Source organism: Cupriavidus yeoncheonensis (assembly GCF_905397275.1).
GTDB lineage: Bacteria > Pseudomonadota > Gammaproteobacteria > Burkholderiales > Burkholderiaceae > Cupriavidus > Cupriavidus yeoncheonensis.
On sequence record NZ_CAJPUY010000020.1, the window covers coordinates 1 to 17159 of the forward strand.

Sequence of the window (17159 nt, forward strand, 5' to 3'; positions counted from 1 at the left end):
ATAGCCCGCAAGGGCAGGAAGACGCGAATAACAGTCGCTTCCCCAGCGAAATACCCTTTGATCAACCGGCCAAGCGTCAATTCAGAGGCTTGTTCAGCGTTGCCCTAACGGCGGAGCCGGGGAGTGTCGCGCAGGGTGGCGCAACCGGGCGCGCGGACGGCACGCCGGATCCGCATGCGGGCCGTTGCGCCCGAAGCCAGGTTCGCGATCAGCAGGGTCCGGGAGTCTTGGCGGGCGTTCATGGTCCGATGATAGGAGCCCTACAGGCTCGTCTTCAATGCTGTAGCGGTCTCTACAAAACCAGGGGCCGGGCCTTGGTTCGCGATGCGATGTACCGCTGCCGCCATGCGTGTCAGCAAATCGTAAAGAAACTGCCCTATTGTCAAAATTTGGCGCTTCGGACCCAGCTTCGCACCGTGAAGCTGGGTCCGGAATCACCTGCAGGAGGGACCATGTCGGTCAAACTCAGGTGCTGGTCGGACGATGGCGAAGAAGTCATCGACGTTCCCGGGGCCACGCTGGCCGCGCAGGTCGCGCAGGCCACCGCGCAACATGCGCCCGACGCACCGCAGCCCCCGGCGGAGTTCACCAAGTGGACGATGCCCGATGATCCGGACCGCTACGCAGACTTTGCGTAGCCCATGTGGCGCCCGATGCATGTTGCCGGGCGCCGTCCCATCCAACACACCGTTCCCCGGCAGGTCGCGGCCACGCACGCGTATGGCATGCGAGCGACTTGCACCGACAACGATCCCTTCGTCAGGAAAGGCTGATATCTCGCTTTGTGCATAGGACGCGGTCACGCGTTTTCATATGCTTCGGTCATCGCGCCGCACCCTCCCACTCGCGGCGAGAACGTAGACCAGGAGACATCCATGCCCTTGTTCCTTAACGAAGTCTGGCTTGGCGACATCAAGCCCGGACTGATCGAAGAGGCCGTGACCTTCTTCGGCAACCTGAGCGTCGGCACCAAGCCCGACAACCTCCCGCCCGACCTGCGCATGATCGCCGGCCCCTGGCTGTCGGCCGAGGAGGCCAAGGTGATGTTCATCTTCGAGATCGACGACCCGTCGACGATGTTCGATGCCTACGCCGAGCGCGTGGTCAGCGGCCTGTTCGCGCGGCGCAAGCTGACGCTGCTGTCTGGCTGGGACCAGATGAAGGCCTATACCGACCGCGTGGCAAGCGCCTGACCCCGACAACAAGGAGAACGAACATGCCGAAGTTTTTCAATGAAGTGTGGCTGCGCGATATGTCGCCCAAGACCATGCAGGGGGTCGTGGACTTCCTCGGAAACCTGCGCAACGGCGTGCGCCCGCACAACCTTCCCGGCGACCTGAAGCTGCTGGCCGGGCCGTGGCTGTCCAACGAGGAGGCGAAGGTCTGCTTCGTGTTCGAGATCGACGACCCGACCGAGACCTTCGAGGCCTTTGCCGAGCGCGTAGCCGACGGGCTGTTCCTGAAGCGCCGCCTGACCCTGATCCAGGACTGGGACGGCGCGCGCAGCTTCTCGAAATACCTCAGCGGCCGGCAGCTGAAGGCGGCATAGGCAAGGCGGGCACCACGTGCCACGGGCGGCCCCGGCGGCCGCCGCCGCGCGACAGCGCGGCACACTACAAGACCAGACCGCAGGAGACAAACAATGAGCGGTATCAACAGCGGGCGCCGCCTGGCGCTCAAGCAGGGTATTGCCCTGGCGGCGGCCTCTGCCGCCTCTGGCCTGATGATCGGCACCCCGGCGCGCGCGGCGGGGCAGACCTTCAACTACAAGCTCGGTATCGCGCTGGACGCTACCCACCCGACCACCGTCAACCTGACCGCCGCCGCGGCCGAGATTGCGCGCGCCTCCAGCGGCCGGCTGAACATCCGCGTGTTTCCGAACAGCCAGCTCGGCAGCGACACCGACATGGTGTCGCAGGTGCGCTCGGGCGCCATCGACCTCGTCAGTACCGCCGGCCTGATCTGGGGCACGCTGGTGCCGGCGGCGTCTGTCAGCGGCATCGGCTTCGCGTTCCCAGGCTACGAGCACGTCTGGAAGGCCATGGACGGCGAACTCGGCGCGCATATCCGCGGTGCGTTCGCCAAGGTCAACCTGATGCCGCTGCCGAAGATCTGGGACCACGGCTTCCGCCAGGTTACCAGCAGCAACCGGCAGATCAACACGCCGCAGGACCTGAGCGGCTTCAAGATCCGCGTGCCGCTGAGCCCGGCCCTGACGTCGATGTTCAAGGCTTTCGGTGCGGCGCCGGCTGGCATCAACATGGCGGAAACCTATACCGCGCTGCAGACGAAGATCGTCGACGGCCAGGAGAACCCGCTCACGATCCTGGGCACGCAGCGGCTCTATGAAGTGCAGAAGTACTGCTCTCTCACCTCGCACGTCTGGGACGGCTTCTGGCTGGTCGCGAACCTGCGTACATGGAACGCGTTGCCCGAGGACCTGCGCCAGCTCGCCGCCACCACGTTCGACACGTATGCGGTCAAACAGCGCCAGGCCGTGGATGCGCTCAATACCCGTCTGCGCGATGAACTGAAGGGCCGCGGCATGGTCTTCAACCAGCCCGACGTGAAGGCCTTCCGCGACTACCTGAGCAAGGCCGGCTTCTACCGCGACTGGCAGAAGAAGTTCCCGGCCGAGACCTGGGCCCTGCTCGAAAAATATTCCGGCAAGCTGGTCTAGCCGCGACTCTCTTCCTCAATCGGCATCCGCTGGCCGGTGGCCTTCCGCCACCGCCATGGCGGCGCTCACACTCAAGATCCTGGAGACATCATGGCATTCATCGCGCGCGTGGCATCGCTAATCACGCTGGGCCTTACCCTTTCCTGCATGGGCACGCACAGTGCCGCGGCGCAGGAGGCCAAAGGCAAGTATATGAAGACGCCGACCGGCTACCTGATGGTGCTGCGGCACGGCGACAACGTGCTGCAGAACCTGGAGCAACTGGCGCGGGAGGAGAAGATCCCGAGCGCCAGTTTCGTCGGCATCGGCTTCATGTCGGAGGCGACGTTCGGCTTCTACGACTTCGGCCGCAAGCAGTTCGACCCGAAGACGTACCGCAATGTCGAGATGGCCAATATGACCGGCTCCATCGCATGGAAGGAGGGCAAGCCTTCGATCCACGCGCACGGCACGGTGACCGATGGCACCTTCCAGGGCGCCGGCGGCCACCTGCTCGGACTGACCGTTGGCACCGGCTCGTGCGAGATCACGGTCACGGTCTACCCGCAGCGCCTGGAACGGTTCGTCGATCCTGAAATCCAGGCCAATGTACTCGGCTTGCCGCAGCAATGACGGAGGCGGGACATGTCCACGCATATGGTCGATATCAATGCCCCGCGCATGGAGTCCCATGCCGGAGCGCTGCCGGACGGCAAGCCCGCGCGCCTGCTGCGGCTCGCCGACAAGGCTTTGGGCGTGATGTCCGAAGTGCCGGCCGCGCTGCTCGTGGTGGCCGAGATCGGCGTGCTGTTCAGCGGCGTGCTCAGCCGCTATGTCCTGCACACGCCGCTGGTGTGGGTCGATGAACTGGCTTCGCTGCTGTTCATCTGGCTCATCATGCTCGGCGCCGCGGTGGCGTTCCGGCGCGGCAGCCACATGCGCATGACGGCGCTCGTCGACGCGGCGACACCGAAGTGGCGCGGCGTGTTCGAACTCGTGGCAACCGTGGCCGCGCTGACGTGGCTCACCCTGGTTGCGCATCCGGCCTGGGAATTCGCGAGCGAGGAAGCCGCGGTGACCATGCCGGCGCTGGACATTTCCAACGCCTGGCGCGCCGCCGCGCTGCCGCTTGGCATCGCGCTGATCCTGCTGATGAGCGTGGTGCGGCTGCTTGCCACGTCGACCCTGCGCGTGGCGCTGCTGGCGCTGCTGGCATGCGGCGCGGTGGTCGGTGGCCTGGTGATGCTGCAGCCCGTGCTGCAAGGGCTGGGCAATGCCAACCTGCTGGTGTTCTTCGTCGGCATCGTGGGCTTGCTGGTCTTCACCGGCGTGCCCATCGCGTTCTCGTTCGGCCTGGCGACGTTCGGCTACCTGTCGCTGACCACGTCCACGCCGACCATCGTCGTCATCGGCCGCATGGACGAAGGCATGTCGCACCTGATCCTGCTCGCGGTGCCGATGTTCGTGTTCCTCGGCGTGCTGATCGAGATGACGTCGATGGCGCGCGCCATGGTGCAGTTCCTGGCCAACCTGCTCGGCCATATCCGCGGTGGCCTGTCCTATGTGCTGATCGGCGCGATGTACCTGGTCTCCGGCATCTCGGGCTCCAAGGCGGCGGACATGGCGGCGGTGGCGCCGGCGCTGTTCCCGGAGATGAAGAAGCGCGGCGCCGATGACGGCGACATGGTGGCGCTGCTCGCAGCCACCGGCGCGCAGACCGAGACGGTGCCGCCAAGCCTGGTGCTGATCACCATCGGGTCCGTCACGGGCATTTCGATTGCCGACCTGTTCACGGCCGGGCTGATGCCGGGCATCGTCCTGGCGCTTGTGCTCGGCCTCGTGGTCTGGTGGCAGGCCCGCAAATCGGGGGCTGCGTGCAGCGCGAGGGCCACGCGGGCCATGATCGGCAAGAGCCTGGTGGTGGCGCTGCCCGCGCTGGCGCTCCCGTTCGTCGTGCGGGCCGCGGTGGTGGAGGGCGTGGCGACGGCCACCGAGGTCTCCACCATCGGCATCGTCTACGCGCTCATCGTCGGCCTGCTGGTGTACCGCAAGCTGGACCTGCGGCAGCTCTGGCCGGCACTGGTGGACACGGCCGCGCTGTCGGGCGCGATCCTGCTGATCATCGGCACCGCCACCGGCATGGCGTGGTCGCTCACGCAGTCCGGCTTCTCCGGCGACCTGGCCGCGGCCATGGCGCAGTTGCCCGGCGGGGCGCCCGCGTTCATGGCGGTCTCCATCATCGCCTTCGTGCTGCTGGGCAGCGTGCTCGAGGGCATTCCCGCCATCGTCCTGTTCGGACCGCTGCTGTTCCCGATCGCGCGCCAGCTTGGCATCCACGACGTGCACTATTCGATGGTGGTCGTGCTGGCCATGGGCATCGGCCTGTTCGCGCCGCCGTTCGGGGTCGGCTACTACGCCGCCTGCGCCATCAGCCGCACGAAGCCGAGCGAGGGCGTGCGCCATATCTGGCGCTATATGGCTTTCCTGTTCATCGGCACCGTCGTGGTCGCGGCCGTGCCCTGGATTTCCACCGGTTTCCTCCATCACTGACCGCCCCATGAAATTCGCAGCCTTCGTCGAGTACGCCAACGAGCCCGAGCGCATCGCGCAGTTCCGGCCCGCCCACCGCGCCTATCTGCAGGACCTGTTGCAACGTGGACGGCTGGTCATTGCCGGCCCGTTCGCCGACGGCAGCGGCGCCCTGTTCGTGTACGAGGCCGCCAATGAAAGCGAGGCCGCCAGGCTCGCGGCTAACGACCCGTTCGCGCAAGCGTCGCTGTTCAAGGGCATCGTCATGAAGCCCTGGAAGCTCGTGTTCGCGAGCACCGACAACCTGACCATTGCACTGTGAGACACCACATGACCATGGATACCGCCATCCTGCAAGGACTGGCCACATCGCTGCGCGACGCGGCGCGGGAGCGCCGGCCGATCGCGCCGGTGCGTGAAGCACTGGCCCGCATGGGCGTGGCAGGCGCCTATGCGGTCCAGGACATCAACACCGCTTACTACCTCGATGCCGGGCGGCGGCTGACGGGCCGCAAGATCGGCCTGACCTCGAAGTCCGTACAGCTGCAGCTTGGCGTCGACGCGCCCGATTTCGGCATGCTGTTCGCCGACATGGAACTCGCGCCCGATGAAGAGGTGGCACTGGGCCGCGTGCTGCAGCCGAAGGTCGAGGCCGAAGTCGCCGTGGTGCTGGAGCGCGACCTGAAGCACGAACAGGTGACGCTGTCGCAGCTCATGTCGGCCATTGGCTATGTGCTGCCGGCCGTCGAGATCGTCGGCAGCCGCATCCGCGACTGGGACATCCGCCTGCTGGACACGGTGGCGGACAACGCGTCGTCGGGGCTGTACGCACTCGGGACGCAGCCGAAGAAGCTGTCGGAAGTGGACCTGCGCACTTGCGGCATGCTCATGGAGCGCAAGGGCGAGGTCGTCTCGCTCGGCGTGGGCGCGGCCTGCCTTGGCCATCCGCTCAACGCCGCGTTGTGGCTGGCCCGCAAGATGGCCGAAGTCGGCCGTCCGCTGCACGCAGGCGACGTCATCATGACCGGCGCGCTCGGGCCCATGGTGACCGTCGCGCCGGGCGACGTCATCGATACCACCATCGCAGGCCTCGGCGTCGTCCGCACGGCCTTTGCATCGGACTGATCAGGGCGACGCCGCCACGCTGCGGCTCAGCCCCTGGCCTGCGTGAGCTTCCGGATCAGGTCGATGACGGTCCGGCTGGCGTAGGTCAGCGGCCGCTGCGTGCTGGTGGCCAGCACCAGCGTGCGCGTCAGTACGGGGTCCGTGATGCGGCTCACGGCAATGCGCCCGAGCTGCATCTCGACGGCCACGGCCTGCCGCGTCAGGATCGTGTACGCGGCACCGTTCGCGACGATCTCGCGCATGGCGGTCAGCGAATCGACTTCGATCTGGGTGTTCAGGTGGACGCCCGCCTTCTTCGCCTCGTCCAAGAGCATCATGTGGAAGCCGTCAGGCGCGCCGGGCAGCACCAGCGGCAGCGCCGCGGCATCGGCGAACCGGCAACTCGGCCTGGCCACATTCGGATCGCCCGCCCGCGCGATCAGGTACAGCTCGTCGGTGGCGAGTTGCTCGTCGGTCTTGTGGATGCGCCCGCCATAGCGCGAGAACACGCCCACGTCGGTGCGGCCGCTGGCCAGCGCCTCTTCGATATTGCCCGCGAACCCTTCCATCAGGCGCAGCTCGATCTTCGGGAAATCCGCGCGCACGCTCTGGAACAGCGGGCCGACGATCTGCTGCGTGATCGATGCCTGCAGGGCGAGCCTGACAGGTCCGCTCGGGACATCCGCCCGGTCCCGGATATCGTTCCTGAGCAGCTCGAATTCGCCGAGCAGGGTTTTCACGCGCGGCATGATGGACTGCCCGAACTCCGTCAGGACCACGCCGCGCCCGGTGCGGTAGAACAGCTTCGCGCCGAACTCGCTCTCCAGCGCGGCAATGTGCTTGCTGAGCGCGGACTGCGCAATGCCACGCGACGCGCAGACCTTGCTCAGACTGCCGGCTTCGACGATGTCGGATAACAGTTGTAGGTGCTTGATGTCCATCGCCTGTCTGCGTCTGTGAAGTCGTGTCCGGGGAGCGGACCGGAAGACCTGCTGATGCCATGGACCGTGGCCGCGCGGTCGCGACGATTGTAGCGAAAGGGCCCGTGGTGCAACGTCGCTTCACTGCGCTTTTCGCGTGCGTGGCGCGAGAAGCGGGGACAGGCAGCAGCCTGTACCATCGCGTCTGGGTCGCGTGGCCCGGCAGCAGCAACAGACAGACGTGGCAATTCGTGAGGAAGGGAATGGCATTGCAGGCAGGGACCGGAAAGATGTTCGTGGCGGGAGAGGCGGGCAGGATCGAGCTGATCGTCGATACGCCGCGCACGGAGGCTCGCGGGATAGCCGTCATCGGGCACCCGCATCCGCTGCAGGGCGGCACGGCCACGCACAAGGTTCCGCACGTGCTGGCGAAGGCCCTGGCCGCAAGAGGCTATGTCGCCGTGCGGCCCAATTTCCGCGGCGTGGGCGACTCCGAGGGCGAGCACGATGCCGGAGACGGCGAGACTACCGACACGGTGGGCGTCATCCACTCCCTCCGCCAGGAGTACCCCGGACTGCCGCTGGTCCTCGCAGGGTTTTCGTTCGGTGCCTATGTCATGGCGCGCACGGTGGAGGTGCTGCGCGGCCAGGGGCTGCCGTGCCCGCACCTGATCCTCGCCGGCATGCCGTGGGGAACCATCCCCGGGCACCGGAGCTACGAAACGCCGGCCGTGCCATCGACGACGCTGGTCGTGCATGGCGAGAAGGACGAACGCGTGCCCCTCGGTGCCGTGCTCGACTGGGCCAGGCCACAGGACCTGCCGGTCGTGGTGGTGCCGGGCGCCAATCACTTCTTCACCGGAAAGCTCGGCGCGCTGGAGCGCGTGGTCGGCGGCTACCTCGATCATCTTCCCCAGCCGGAAGCGAGCCACTGACCCGACGCATCGGGCGAGGGCGGCACCGGCCGCCCAGCAACAACCACCAACGGTCACTGGCTGTAACGGGCTGTAAACGGTCGCGGGCGTCGTCTCGTTGCGATTTCAAATGAGAACGATTATCCTTTTTGCTTGCGATTTAATTTGTGACGAAAATGTCACAACATCTCCGCGGCCTGCACCGCCCGCCCATAGCAATGACCGAAACCGAGCCGGCGTCCGGCCAGCAGCGACGTGCCTTCTGGCTCAAGCATCTCCATCAGTGGCACTGGATCAGTTCCGCGATCTGCCTGATCGGGATGCTGCTGTTCGCCGCGACCGGCTTCACGCTCAACCATGCGGCCCGGATCGAGGCTTCGCCAAGCGTGGTGACGCGCCAGGCCACGGCGCCGGCCAGCCTGCTTTCGGCGCTGAAATCCGCCATGCCGGCTGCCTCGGGCAGCGGGCGCGACGCCAGGAGCGCGGTGCCGCCGGCGCTGGCCGACTGGCTGTCGCACGAACTGGGTATCGACGCCAGCGGACGCGAGGCGGAATGGTCCGCCGATGAAGTCTACGTATCGCTGCCGCGTCCGGGCGGCGACGCCTGGGTCAGCCTGGCACTGGATACCGGCGAGACCCAGTACGAGAAGACCACGCGTGGCGCCATCTCTTACCTGAACGACCTGCACAAGGGCCGCAACACCGGCCGCGCGTGGAGCCTGTTCCTGGATGTATTCGCGCTGGCCTGCCTGGTCTTCAGCGTGACCGGCCTGTTCCTGCTCAAGCTGCATGCCGCCGGCCGCGTGGCCACGTGGCCGCTGGTGGGGCTGGGGCTGGTGGTGCCGCTGCTGCTGGCCATCCTGTTCATCCACTGACCGGATCGACCCGATCCGCACCGATCTTCCTGCATCTTCCTGACGAGGTTCTCCGATATGCGCCGACTGCTCTCCGTCACCCTCACCGGCATGGCCGCCGTCCCACTGGCCGGCCCGGCCTTTGCGGCCGACATGAACGTGAAGGTGGATATTCCGCGACTGAACGTGGCGGAGTATCACCGCCCCTATGTCGCGGTCTGGGTGGAGCGCGCCGACCAGAGCCCGGTGTCGACGCTGGCGCTCTGGTACGACCTCAAGAACAAGGAAGGCACCAAGTGGCTCAAGGACATGCGCCAGTGGTGGCGCAAGGCCGGGCGCGACACGCAGATGCCCGCCGACGGCATTTCGGGGGCCACGCGCGCACCAGGCGAGCACACGCTCACTTTCACGGATGGCAAGGCGCCGCTGGGCAAGCTGCCGGCCGGCGACTACCAGCTCGTGGTCGAAGCGGCGCGTGAAGTGGGTGGCCGCGAACTGGTGCGCGTGCCGTTCACCTGGCCGCCGCAATCGGCCCAGACCGCCCGCGCCAGGGGCGAGCATGAACTGGGCGGCGTGACCGTCGAACTGAAGCCCTGATGCACTGATTCCAACCGGAGACCGACGATGAAGACCTTCCAATCGCGCCTGTCCACCCGCCTGGCCGTGCTGGCCCTGGCGACGCTGGCCCCGCTGGCCGCCCATGCGCACCGCCAGTGGCTGCTGCCCTCGGCCACCGTGCTGTCCGGCAACGACACCTGGGTGACCGTGGATGCCGCGGTCTCCAATGACCTGTTCTACTTCGAACACGTGCCGCTGCGCCTGGACAACCTGGTCGTGACCGGCCCGGACGGCAGCGCCCTGAAGCCGGAGAACGCCTCCACCGGCCGCTACCGCAGCACCTTCGACGTGCACCTGACCCAGCCCGGCACCTACCGCGTGGCGGTGCTCAACCAAGGCCTGTTCGCGAGCTACAAGGAAAACGGCCAGACCCGGCGCTGGCGCGGCACGGCTGAGGCATTCGCGAAGGAAGTACCCGCTAACGCGCAGGACCTGCAGGTCACGCAGGCCGAAGGCCGCGTGGAGTCCTTCGTCACGAACGGCAAGCCGAGCAGCAAAGGCCTGGCCGCCAGCGGCCGCGGCCTGGAACTGGCCCCGATCACGCACCCGAACGACCTCGTGGCGGGGGACACGGCCAGCTTCCGCCTGTTGCTCGACGGCAAGCCGGCGTCCAACCTGAAGGTGGCCGTGGTGCCGGGTGGCATCCGCTATCGCGACCAGCTCCAGGAGTTCAGCGCCACCACCGACGCCGACGGCAAGTTCAGCGTCAAGTGGCCGGCCCCGGGCATGTACTGGATGGAAGCCGAGGTTCGCGACGAGAAGACCTCGGTCAAGGCCGCCAAGACCCGCCGCGCCACCTATGCGGTGACGGTGGAAGTGCTGCCGCAATAAGCCGCCAGAAAGCCGCCTGAAGGGTTTGCCCACTTGAACCGCGTTCTGATCCCGCTATCGCTGTCCGCGCCGCCGGTACCACCCGGCGCGCAGGCGCGCGCGCAGCGCTGGGCTGGCGAGACCATGGGCACCACGTGGTCGGTGGTGGCCATGCTGCCGCTGCAGGCCGATGCCGGCGTGCTGGAGCAAGGCATCCGCACCGTGCTTGACGGCGTGATCGCGCAGATGAGCAACTGGGCGCCGGACTCGGACGTGAGCCGGTTCAACCGCGCCGCCGCCGGCACGTGGGTCGCGCTGCCGGCCGACTGCCTGCGCGTGCTCGCCTGCGCGCTGCAGGTGGCGCGCGACAGCGGCGGTGCCTACGACCCCAGCGCCGGGCCGCTGGTGGACCTGTGGGGCTTCGGTCCCGCGCCGCGGCGCGGTGCGCCGCCGGCGCCCGATGAGGTCGCACAGGCCCGGCTGCAATGCGGCTGGAACCGCGTCGAGCTGGATGCCGCCGGCGGCCGCGCGCTGCAGCCCGGTGGCGTGTCGCTCGACTTCTGCGCCATTGCCAAGGGCTTCGCGGTGGACGCTGTCGCGCAATATCTGGAGGCCCGGGGCGTGGCGCACCACCTGACCGAGATCGGCGGCGAACTGCGCGGCCACGGCGTCAAGCCGGACGGCATGCCGTGGTGGGTGGCGCTGGAAACGCCGCCCGATGGCGGCCCCGCCACGCAGGAACAGACGCTGGTCGCGCTGCACGGCCTGTCCGTCGCCACCTCGGGCGACTACCGGCGCTTCTTCAATAGTGAAGGCCGCCGCTATGCGCACACCATCGACCCGCGTACCGGTTATCCGGCCAGCCATGCGCTGGCTTCGGTGACGGTGTTGCACGCCGAATGCATGATGGCCGATGCGCTTTCCACGGCCCTGACCGTGCTCGGCCCGCAGGCCGGCGTGGAGCACGCGCGCCGGCATGGCATTGCGGCGCGCTTCCTGGTGCGCACGCCGGGCGGCTTTGACGAACATCTTTCCCCGGCCTTTGCCGCGATGCTGGCATGAACCGCTTTGTCATAGGCTGGCTGGTCGCCGTGGCCGGCGTCTGCCTGGCCATGCTGAGCGCATCGCGCGCCGGCATGGCGGCCGGCGTATTGCTCGCCTATGCGGGCTTCTGCGGCGCCGTGTTTGATCGCCACCGCGATCATCACCGCCGTCGCCGCGCACGCGTCTCGGCGCTTGCCGGCGTTACGGACCGGGACGATGCCACGCTGGTGGCCTACGCCAGCCAGACCGGCTTCGCCGAGCAACTGGCCATGCAGACCGCCACGGCGCTGCAGGGAGCCGGCATGCCGGTGCACCTGCTCTCCTTCGCCGATCTGGACGCGCGCCGCCTGGCCAGCTTCCGGCAGGCGCTGTTCGTGGTCAGCACCACCGGGGAGGGCGACGCGCCCGACTGCGCCTCGGGGTTTGCGCGCCGCCTGCTGGCCAGCGGCGGCCAGGATGCACTGCGACAGCTTCGCTATGGCGTGCTGGCACTCGGCGACAGCAGCTACGCGCGCTTCTGCGCGTTTGGCCACATCCTGTCCGACTGGCTGCAGCGCCACCATGCGCGGCCGCTGTTCGACCTGATCGAAGTGGACGCCGGCGACGCCGGCGCGCTGCGCCACTGGCAGAACCACCTGTCCGCGCTCAGCGGTGGCGCGGAGATCGCCGACTGGGAGCGGCCGCGCTATGGCCACTGGCAGCTTTCGGCGCGCCATCACCTGAATCCCGGCAGCCAGGGCGCGCCGGCGTTCCACCTCGTGCTCCGGCCGGACGGCGCCGTGCCGGACTGGCAGCCCGGCGACATCGCCGAGATCGGTCCCTGCCATGGTCCGGCGGACATCGGCAACTTGCTCGACAAGCTGGCGATGGACGGTGCCACGCCCGTGCGCTGCGATGGCCAGGCGATGACGCTGGCCGCAGCGCTCGCCACGCGCTTGTTGCTGCCGGAAGTGCACCTGGCCACGCTGCGGGCCGTGCCGCCGCAACAGCTGGTCGACGCGCTGTCGCCGCTGCCGCATCGCGAGTATTCGATTGCCTCGCTGCCGCAGGATGGGCAACTTGAACTGCTGGTGCGCCAGACCCGTCATGCCGATGGGCGGCTCGGTTTGGCGTCCGGGTGGCTGACCAGCCATGCGCCCGTGGGTGCGCGCGTCGCGTTGCGTATCCGCAGCAATCGCAGCTTCCATCCGCCGGTCGATGAGCGGCCTCTGGTGCTCGTCGGCAATGGCACCGGCCTGGCCGGCCTGCGCGGCCACCTGAAGGCTCGCGCGCTGGCCGGGCGGCATCGCAACTGGCTGCTCTTTGGCGAGCGTTCAGCGCGCCATGACAACTTCTTCGCTGACGAACTCGCCGGCTGGCAGGCCGATGGCGTGCTGGAACGGGTTGACCTGGTCTATTCGCGCGACGGCAATGCCTTGCGCTACGTGCAGGATGCATTGCGCGAGCGCGCGTCGGCATTGCGTGAATGGGTGGATGCCGGCGCGGCGATCTATGTCTGCGGCAGCCTGCAGGGGATGGCTGGTGGCGTCAACGAGGCGCTTGCCGAGGTGCTCGGAGTAGAAGGGTTGCGGCGGCTCGGTGAGTCGGGGCGTTATCGGCGGGATGTGTATTAGGTTCTTGCTGGGCACGGATGTCCGGGCCTTCATTCGCCAAAGCGCTCAGTGGGCTGCTCCTGGCGGAGCCGGCGGCGGGGAGTTGGGCTTGTAATTGGCAGGTGGCGTCACGGGTGGCGCGGCAAGCATCTGGCCATAGACCGGGACCCGGTGTCCGCTGGCGTACATGCACTGAATGTAGGCGGCGTCATACTGGTCCTGCGCACCGTATCCCGAGTCACTGACATTGCCGGCACCGGCCGCCGGACTGCTCGCCGCCGCGTTGGACGCCCCTTGCGAACTCGCGCCGCCGATTCGGCCCTGCGCGAACTGGCGGCAGTTGTGGTCATCACCGAGAAACTGGTCGAGCGTTTTCTGACTGCCCGGCAGTGCTACCACGCTGGGGCCCGACGGCACAGCCGCGCACGCACCCGCGATAAGCGCAGCCGCCATCAGCAGGGGAACGGAGCGCGGTTTCATCAGGATCGGCATTATTGCGACGGCCGGGCCGGCACCGTTTGCCAGCCGCCCGGACAGGCCTTGACGTATGGGTAATAGCCGCTAGGCTGGTCGCAGTGGTACCACCATGCGTTCGCCGACGCGTCGTCCGATCCATCGCCCTGCTCGATGTACTGCGTTGGGGGCGTGTAGTAAGAAGCGGGGTAAGCATAGGGGTATGGCCATCCACCGTATGGATATCCCCACCAGCCCGGCCAGCCCCACCAGCCGCCGCCTGCCACGAAGACCGCGTGCCCATGTCCATGATGAAAGCCATCGTGACCGTGAAAGCCGCCGCCATGAAAGCCGCCGCCGTGCATGCCGCCGCCGTGCATACCCCCGCCCCCGCCGCCGCCACGACTGCCGGCCAGCGCCGGACCGCCGGCGGCCATCACCGCCCCTGCTACGAATGCCAGGGTGATCTTGCAAAACCCGCGCCCGTTCATGATGTGTCCCTGCCTTGGTGCCTGACGGCCAGGTCACTTTGGAGACCCGCGTCGGACCGTCCCCCCTTGTAGCGTTCGGTTCGCCTGGATATCTCATCCAGCTACCCAGACCCTGCGGCGCCTGGTTTGAGGGGATCTGCGCCGCTATCGTGTAAACGGCTGAGAGGTCGGATTTATTCCCGTCAATCCTCTGTGACGCTTACGCGAGAAATCAACGGGCGAAGAAAGTATCTTGAATGATGCTTCCGGAGCTTGTCTCCGCCGCGATGCGCGGCCTGCGCCCGTCTGAAATCGGCACGACCACCGAATTGGCCAATGCCATGAGCGCACGTGGCTACTGCGCGATCGTCATGGTATGGACGGGTCCCCGCTCCAAAGGGGGATTGCTACGGTCGTTGACGGCATCAATCGGTAGAAGGTTATCGCTCCCCCATCACCCCACATACCAAAGGACACTCACGAACTGGCACCCACTTCCCGCCAGCACGAACAAATGCCAGATGCCATGAAAGTGCCGGACCTTCTCGTCAAACAGGAAGAACCCGATCCCCGCCGTGTAGAGTGCCCCGCCGGCCACCAGCCACCAGAGCCCCGGCGCGGGCAGGGCAGCCGCCAGCGGCTGGAACGCGATCAGCACCAGCCACCCCATCACCACATAGATCGACAAGGAAAACACCCGCGTCCGCCGCCCGATCCAGAGCTCCTGCACGATGCCGATGACGGCGAGCCCCCAGTTGATGCCGAACAGTGCCCACCCCCATGGCCCGCGCAGCGTGACCAGTGCGAACGGCGTATAGCTGCCCGCAATCAGCAGATAGATGGCGCAATGATCCAGCCGCTGGAACACGTCCTTGGCCGGGCCGCGCAGGCTGTGGTACAGCGTGGAGATGGTGTAGAGCAGAACCAGCGTGGTGCCGTAGACCACTGAACTGACCACCTTCCACGCGTCGTGGTTGAGGGCCGAGGATGTCACCAGCACCGCCATGCCGGCGGCCGCCAGGATGGCACCGGCCAGGTGGCTGTAACCGTTGAATCGTTCGCCGCGATACATGCGCCGTCCTCCGGAGAAACTCAGTCGGTGCGCAATCCGCGGTGCAACCGCGGATGCACGAAGCCGTATTTTCGCACGGCGGCGGCAGCTTTCCTCCGCAAGGCCCTGACGCGAGTCATGGCTTCGTTGCTGCGCGGCGACGCTGTCGCGGCATCTCCCTCTGTGAAGGCATTCGTTCCCCGAGCGTTGCGTACGCCGTTGCTGGCGATGCATGACGCGCGTCAAGTGTCGTTGCAGGCATGACGTGCATGATGGCGGGCTGCGCCGCAATGGCGCATCGCCTGGCGCCTTCGGGACTGCCTTGCAATTCGCTGTCCTATCGCCTTACATGAAGCGTTCTCCGCGAGCGGGACGTCGTCATGCACGGGCGCAATCAGCCTTGTGTCGCCCCTGCCAGCCCCATCTTGCCGCGCTGCCTTGCGCGGCTGCCATTCACGAGGAGCGTCGATCATGAGCAACGTGACCACCAGGGACGGCACGCAAATTTTCTACAAGGACTGGGGCAAAGGCCGCCCCGTGGTGTTCTCACACGGCTGGCCGCTCACCGCGGATGCCTGGGATCCGCAGATGCTCTTTCTCGTGCAGAAAGGCTTTCGCGTGATTGCGCATGACCGCCGCAGCCACGGACGCTCGACGCAGACCTCGGCCGGCAATGAGATGGACACCTATGCCGACGACCTCGCGACGCTGCTGGACAAGCTCGATGTCAAGGACGCCACCATGGTGGGACACTCGACCGGCGGCGGCGAGGTGGCGCACTACATCGGCCGGCATGGCACCGCGCGCGTGGCGCAGGCGGTGCTGATCGGCGCCGTGCCGCCATTGATGCTGAAGACCGACGCCAATCCGGGCGGGCTGCCGCTGGAGGTATTCGACGGCATCCGCAAGGGCGTGGTGGACAACCGCTCGCAGTTCTATCTCGACCTGGCCACGCCGTTCTACGGCTACAACCGCTCGGGCGCCAAGCCCTCGCCAGGCGTGATCCAGGAGTTCTGGCGCCAGGGCATGGCAGGTGGCGTGCTGGGCCAGTACGAATGCATCCGGCAGTTTTCGGAAGTGGACTATACCGAGGACCTGAAGAAGATCGATGTGCCCACGCTCGTGCTGCACGGGGATGACGATCAGATCGTGCCGATCGATGCGTCAGCCAGGTTGACCGCGAAGATCGTCAGGAACGCCACGCTCAAGATCTATCCGGGCGCGTCGCATGGCATGTGCACGGTCAATGCGGACCAGGTGAACGCTGACCTGCTCGACTTCCTGAAGCAGTGACGTTGCATCGGGGTTTGCCGGCGGCGCTCAGTCCGCCGGCGCGCCGAGCGCGGCGTCCAGCATCGCAATCGCGAGGCCGACCAGCAGGGCAACCGCCGACGCGATGAACCAGCGCACGGTCTGCCGGTATTCGGCAACGGCATCGTCCTCGATGCGCAATGCGCGGAACAGCGCGATGATCTGCAATACCACCGCGCAGACCAGTGACAGCGCGGCAAAAAGCGAGCGCGCGCTCCAGTGCCCGGGACTCTCGAAGCCCCAGAAGCGCCAGAAGGCGAGGGAGAAACCCAGCAGCACGGTGATGGCCGTGATGATGCCCTGGCGATAGCCCGCGGGCACCATCTGCGGCTCGGCGTTCCGGGGCGGGATATCTGGCGGGGCCATGTCCGGCAGGCTTATGGTTGCGTCGCGGGCAGTTCCACTACAGCCAGTGTTGCGACCAGGCCGCCTATCACGCGGCTGCGGTGGCCTTTGCCTGTCGTGTCCTCCAGTAGCAGCGCGCTGCCGGCGACCAGCGAACGGCGCTCGCCGTCGGAGGCTTCGAATTCCATTTCGCCGTCCAGCATGAACATCCACATCCTGAGCGGGGATGGATGCAGATTGCCCACCCAGCCGGTTGGCACCACCAGGAAGCCCTGGCGCAGAGCGGGCGTCATCGGCGATACCCAGAACGGTGGGGCGGGTGGTGCGAAGTTGCGCTCCGACATTTCCGTCGACAGCGCGCCGAAATGCGATTCGCCGGATTCGTCGGCATAAAGGCGGCCGAATGCCAGCGTGGAATGATGGGCGGTGGGAGTTGCGGGGTCAGGCATCGGGCGCCTCCGGCATGGGGCGGTGGCCCCGTCGTT

20 protein-coding genes are annotated in these 17159 nt (G+C 67.0%); 15 read left to right on the plus strand and 5 right to left on the minus strand.

The annotated features are described in order from the left end of the window. Window positions 1–452: 452 nt before the first annotated feature. The 8 genes from KHO22_RS24070 to mhpD all read left to right on the plus strand — a co-directional run bounded on the left by KHO22_RS24070 (window position 453) and on the right by mhpD (window position 6313). Window positions 453–638 carry a hypothetical protein gene (locus KHO22_RS24070; RefSeq protein ID WP_211949700.1) on the plus strand — a complete coding sequence of 62 codons (186 nt, stop codon included), beginning with the start codon at window positions 453–455 and terminating at the stop codon, window positions 636–638. 237 nt (window positions 639–875) lie between these two features. Continuing rightward, the gene (locus KHO22_RS24075) at window positions 876–1193 is read left to right on the plus strand and encodes a hypothetical protein (RefSeq protein ID WP_211949701.1); all 318 of its coding nucleotides are present in this window, start codon (window positions 876–878) and stop codon (window positions 1191–1193) included. Window positions 1194–1216: 23 nt separating this feature from the next. Then, window positions 1217–1549 (plus strand): hypothetical protein, encoded by a 333-nt coding sequence (locus KHO22_RS24080; protein WP_211949702.1) that lies wholly within the window; start codon window positions 1217–1219, stop codon window positions 1547–1549. Window positions 1550–1642: 93 nt separating this feature from the next. Next, window positions 1643–2680 (plus strand): TRAP transporter substrate-binding protein, encoded by a 1038-nt coding sequence (locus tag KHO22_RS24085; RefSeq protein ID WP_211949703.1) that lies wholly within the window; start codon window positions 1643–1645, stop codon window positions 2678–2680. Between the two features lie 90 nt (window positions 2681–2770). After that, the gene (locus KHO22_RS24090) at window positions 2771–3292 is read left to right on the plus strand and encodes a PPC domain-containing DNA-binding protein (RefSeq protein WP_211949704.1); all 522 of its coding nucleotides are present in this window, start codon (window positions 2771–2773) and stop codon (window positions 3290–3292) included. Between the two features lie 24 nt (window positions 3293–3316). Continuing rightward, entirely contained in the window at window positions 3317–5209 is a 1893-nt protein-coding gene (locus KHO22_RS24095) for a TRAP transporter large permease (protein ID WP_420839651.1), read from the plus strand. A gap of 7 nt (window positions 5210–5216) precedes the next feature. Continuing rightward, entirely contained in the window at window positions 5217–5510 is a 294-nt protein-coding gene (locus KHO22_RS24100) for a YciI family protein (protein ID WP_211949705.1), read from the plus strand. A gap of 8 nt (window positions 5511–5518) precedes the next feature. Then, window positions 5519–6313 carry a 2-keto-4-pentenoate hydratase gene (mhpD, locus tag KHO22_RS24105; RefSeq protein WP_211949706.1) on the plus strand — a complete coding sequence of 265 codons (795 nt, stop codon included), beginning with the start codon at window positions 5519–5521 and terminating at the stop codon, window positions 6311–6313. Window positions 6314–6339: 26 nt separating this feature from the next. Here the strand turns inward: mhpD and KHO22_RS24110 are convergent, their stop codons facing one another. Next, window positions 6340–7233, minus strand: a complete 894-nt coding sequence (locus tag KHO22_RS24110; RefSeq protein WP_211949707.1) for a LysR substrate-binding domain-containing protein — start codon at window positions 7231–7233, stop codon at window positions 6340–6342. Between the two features lie 242 nt (window positions 7234–7475). Here KHO22_RS24110 and KHO22_RS24115 point away from each other — a divergent pair, with 242 nt between their 5' ends. From KHO22_RS24115 to KHO22_RS24140, 6 genes are all read left to right on the plus strand, one after another. Continuing rightward, window positions 7476–8147, plus strand: a complete 672-nt coding sequence (locus KHO22_RS24115; RefSeq protein ID WP_211949708.1) for an alpha/beta hydrolase — start codon at window positions 7476–7478, stop codon at window positions 8145–8147. 197 nt (window positions 8148–8344) lie between these two features. After that, the gene (locus tag KHO22_RS24120; RefSeq protein WP_211949709.1) at window positions 8345–9001 is read left to right on the plus strand and encodes a PepSY-associated TM helix domain-containing protein; all 657 of its coding nucleotides are present in this window, start codon (window positions 8345–8347) and stop codon (window positions 8999–9001) included. A gap of 57 nt (window positions 9002–9058) precedes the next feature. Continuing rightward, window positions 9059–9577 (plus strand): DUF2271 domain-containing protein, encoded by a 519-nt coding sequence (locus tag KHO22_RS24125; RefSeq protein WP_211949710.1) that lies wholly within the window; start codon window positions 9059–9061, stop codon window positions 9575–9577. 27 nt (window positions 9578–9604) lie between these two features. Then, window positions 9605–10429 (plus strand): DUF4198 domain-containing protein, encoded by an 825-nt coding sequence (locus KHO22_RS24130; protein WP_211949711.1) that lies wholly within the window; start codon window positions 9605–9607, stop codon window positions 10427–10429. A gap of 33 nt (window positions 10430–10462) precedes the next feature. Beyond that, complete coding sequence (locus tag KHO22_RS24135; protein WP_211949712.1) at window positions 10463–11470, plus strand: FAD:protein FMN transferase; 1008 nt, start codon at window positions 10463–10465, stop codon at window positions 11468–11470. Next, the gene (locus KHO22_RS24140) at window positions 11467–13065 is read left to right on the plus strand and encodes a sulfite reductase subunit alpha (RefSeq protein ID WP_211949713.1); all 1599 of its coding nucleotides are present in this window, start codon (window positions 11467–11469) and stop codon (window positions 13063–13065) included. The genes KHO22_RS24135 and KHO22_RS24140 overlap by 4 nt, the downstream gene beginning before the upstream one ends. A 45-nt stretch (window positions 13066–13110) precedes the next feature. Here KHO22_RS24140 and KHO22_RS24145 read toward each other — a convergent pair whose 3' ends face one another. Together KHO22_RS24145 and trhA are read right to left on the minus strand one after the other, a co-directional pair. Continuing rightward, window positions 13111–13524 (minus strand): glycine zipper family protein, encoded by a 414-nt coding sequence (locus tag KHO22_RS24145; protein WP_211949714.1) that lies wholly within the window; start codon window positions 13522–13524, stop codon window positions 13111–13113. A gap of 897 nt (window positions 13525–14421) precedes the next feature. Next, complete coding sequence (trhA, locus tag KHO22_RS24150) at window positions 14422–15039, minus strand: PAQR family membrane homeostasis protein TrhA (protein ID WP_211949715.1); 618 nt, start codon at window positions 15037–15039, stop codon at window positions 14422–14424. A 450-nt stretch (window positions 15040–15489) separates the two neighbouring features. On the opposite strand from trhA, the gene KHO22_RS24155 reads away from it, so the two are divergent. After that, window positions 15490–16311 carry an alpha/beta fold hydrolase gene (locus KHO22_RS24155; protein ID WP_211949716.1) on the plus strand — a complete coding sequence of 274 codons (822 nt, stop codon included), beginning with the start codon at window positions 15490–15492 and terminating at the stop codon, window positions 16309–16311. A gap of 27 nt (window positions 16312–16338) precedes the next feature. Here KHO22_RS24155 and KHO22_RS24160 read toward each other — a convergent pair whose 3' ends face one another. Next, window positions 16339–16695, minus strand: coding sequence for a hypothetical protein (locus KHO22_RS24160; RefSeq protein ID WP_211949717.1), 357 nt, complete (start codon window positions 16693–16695; stop codon window positions 16339–16341). An 11-nt stretch (window positions 16696–16706) separates the two neighbouring features. Then, window positions 16707–17123 (minus strand): cupin domain-containing protein, encoded by a 417-nt coding sequence (locus KHO22_RS24165; protein WP_211949718.1) that lies wholly within the window; start codon window positions 17121–17123, stop codon window positions 16707–16709. Window positions 17124–17159 lie beyond the last annotated feature (36 nt).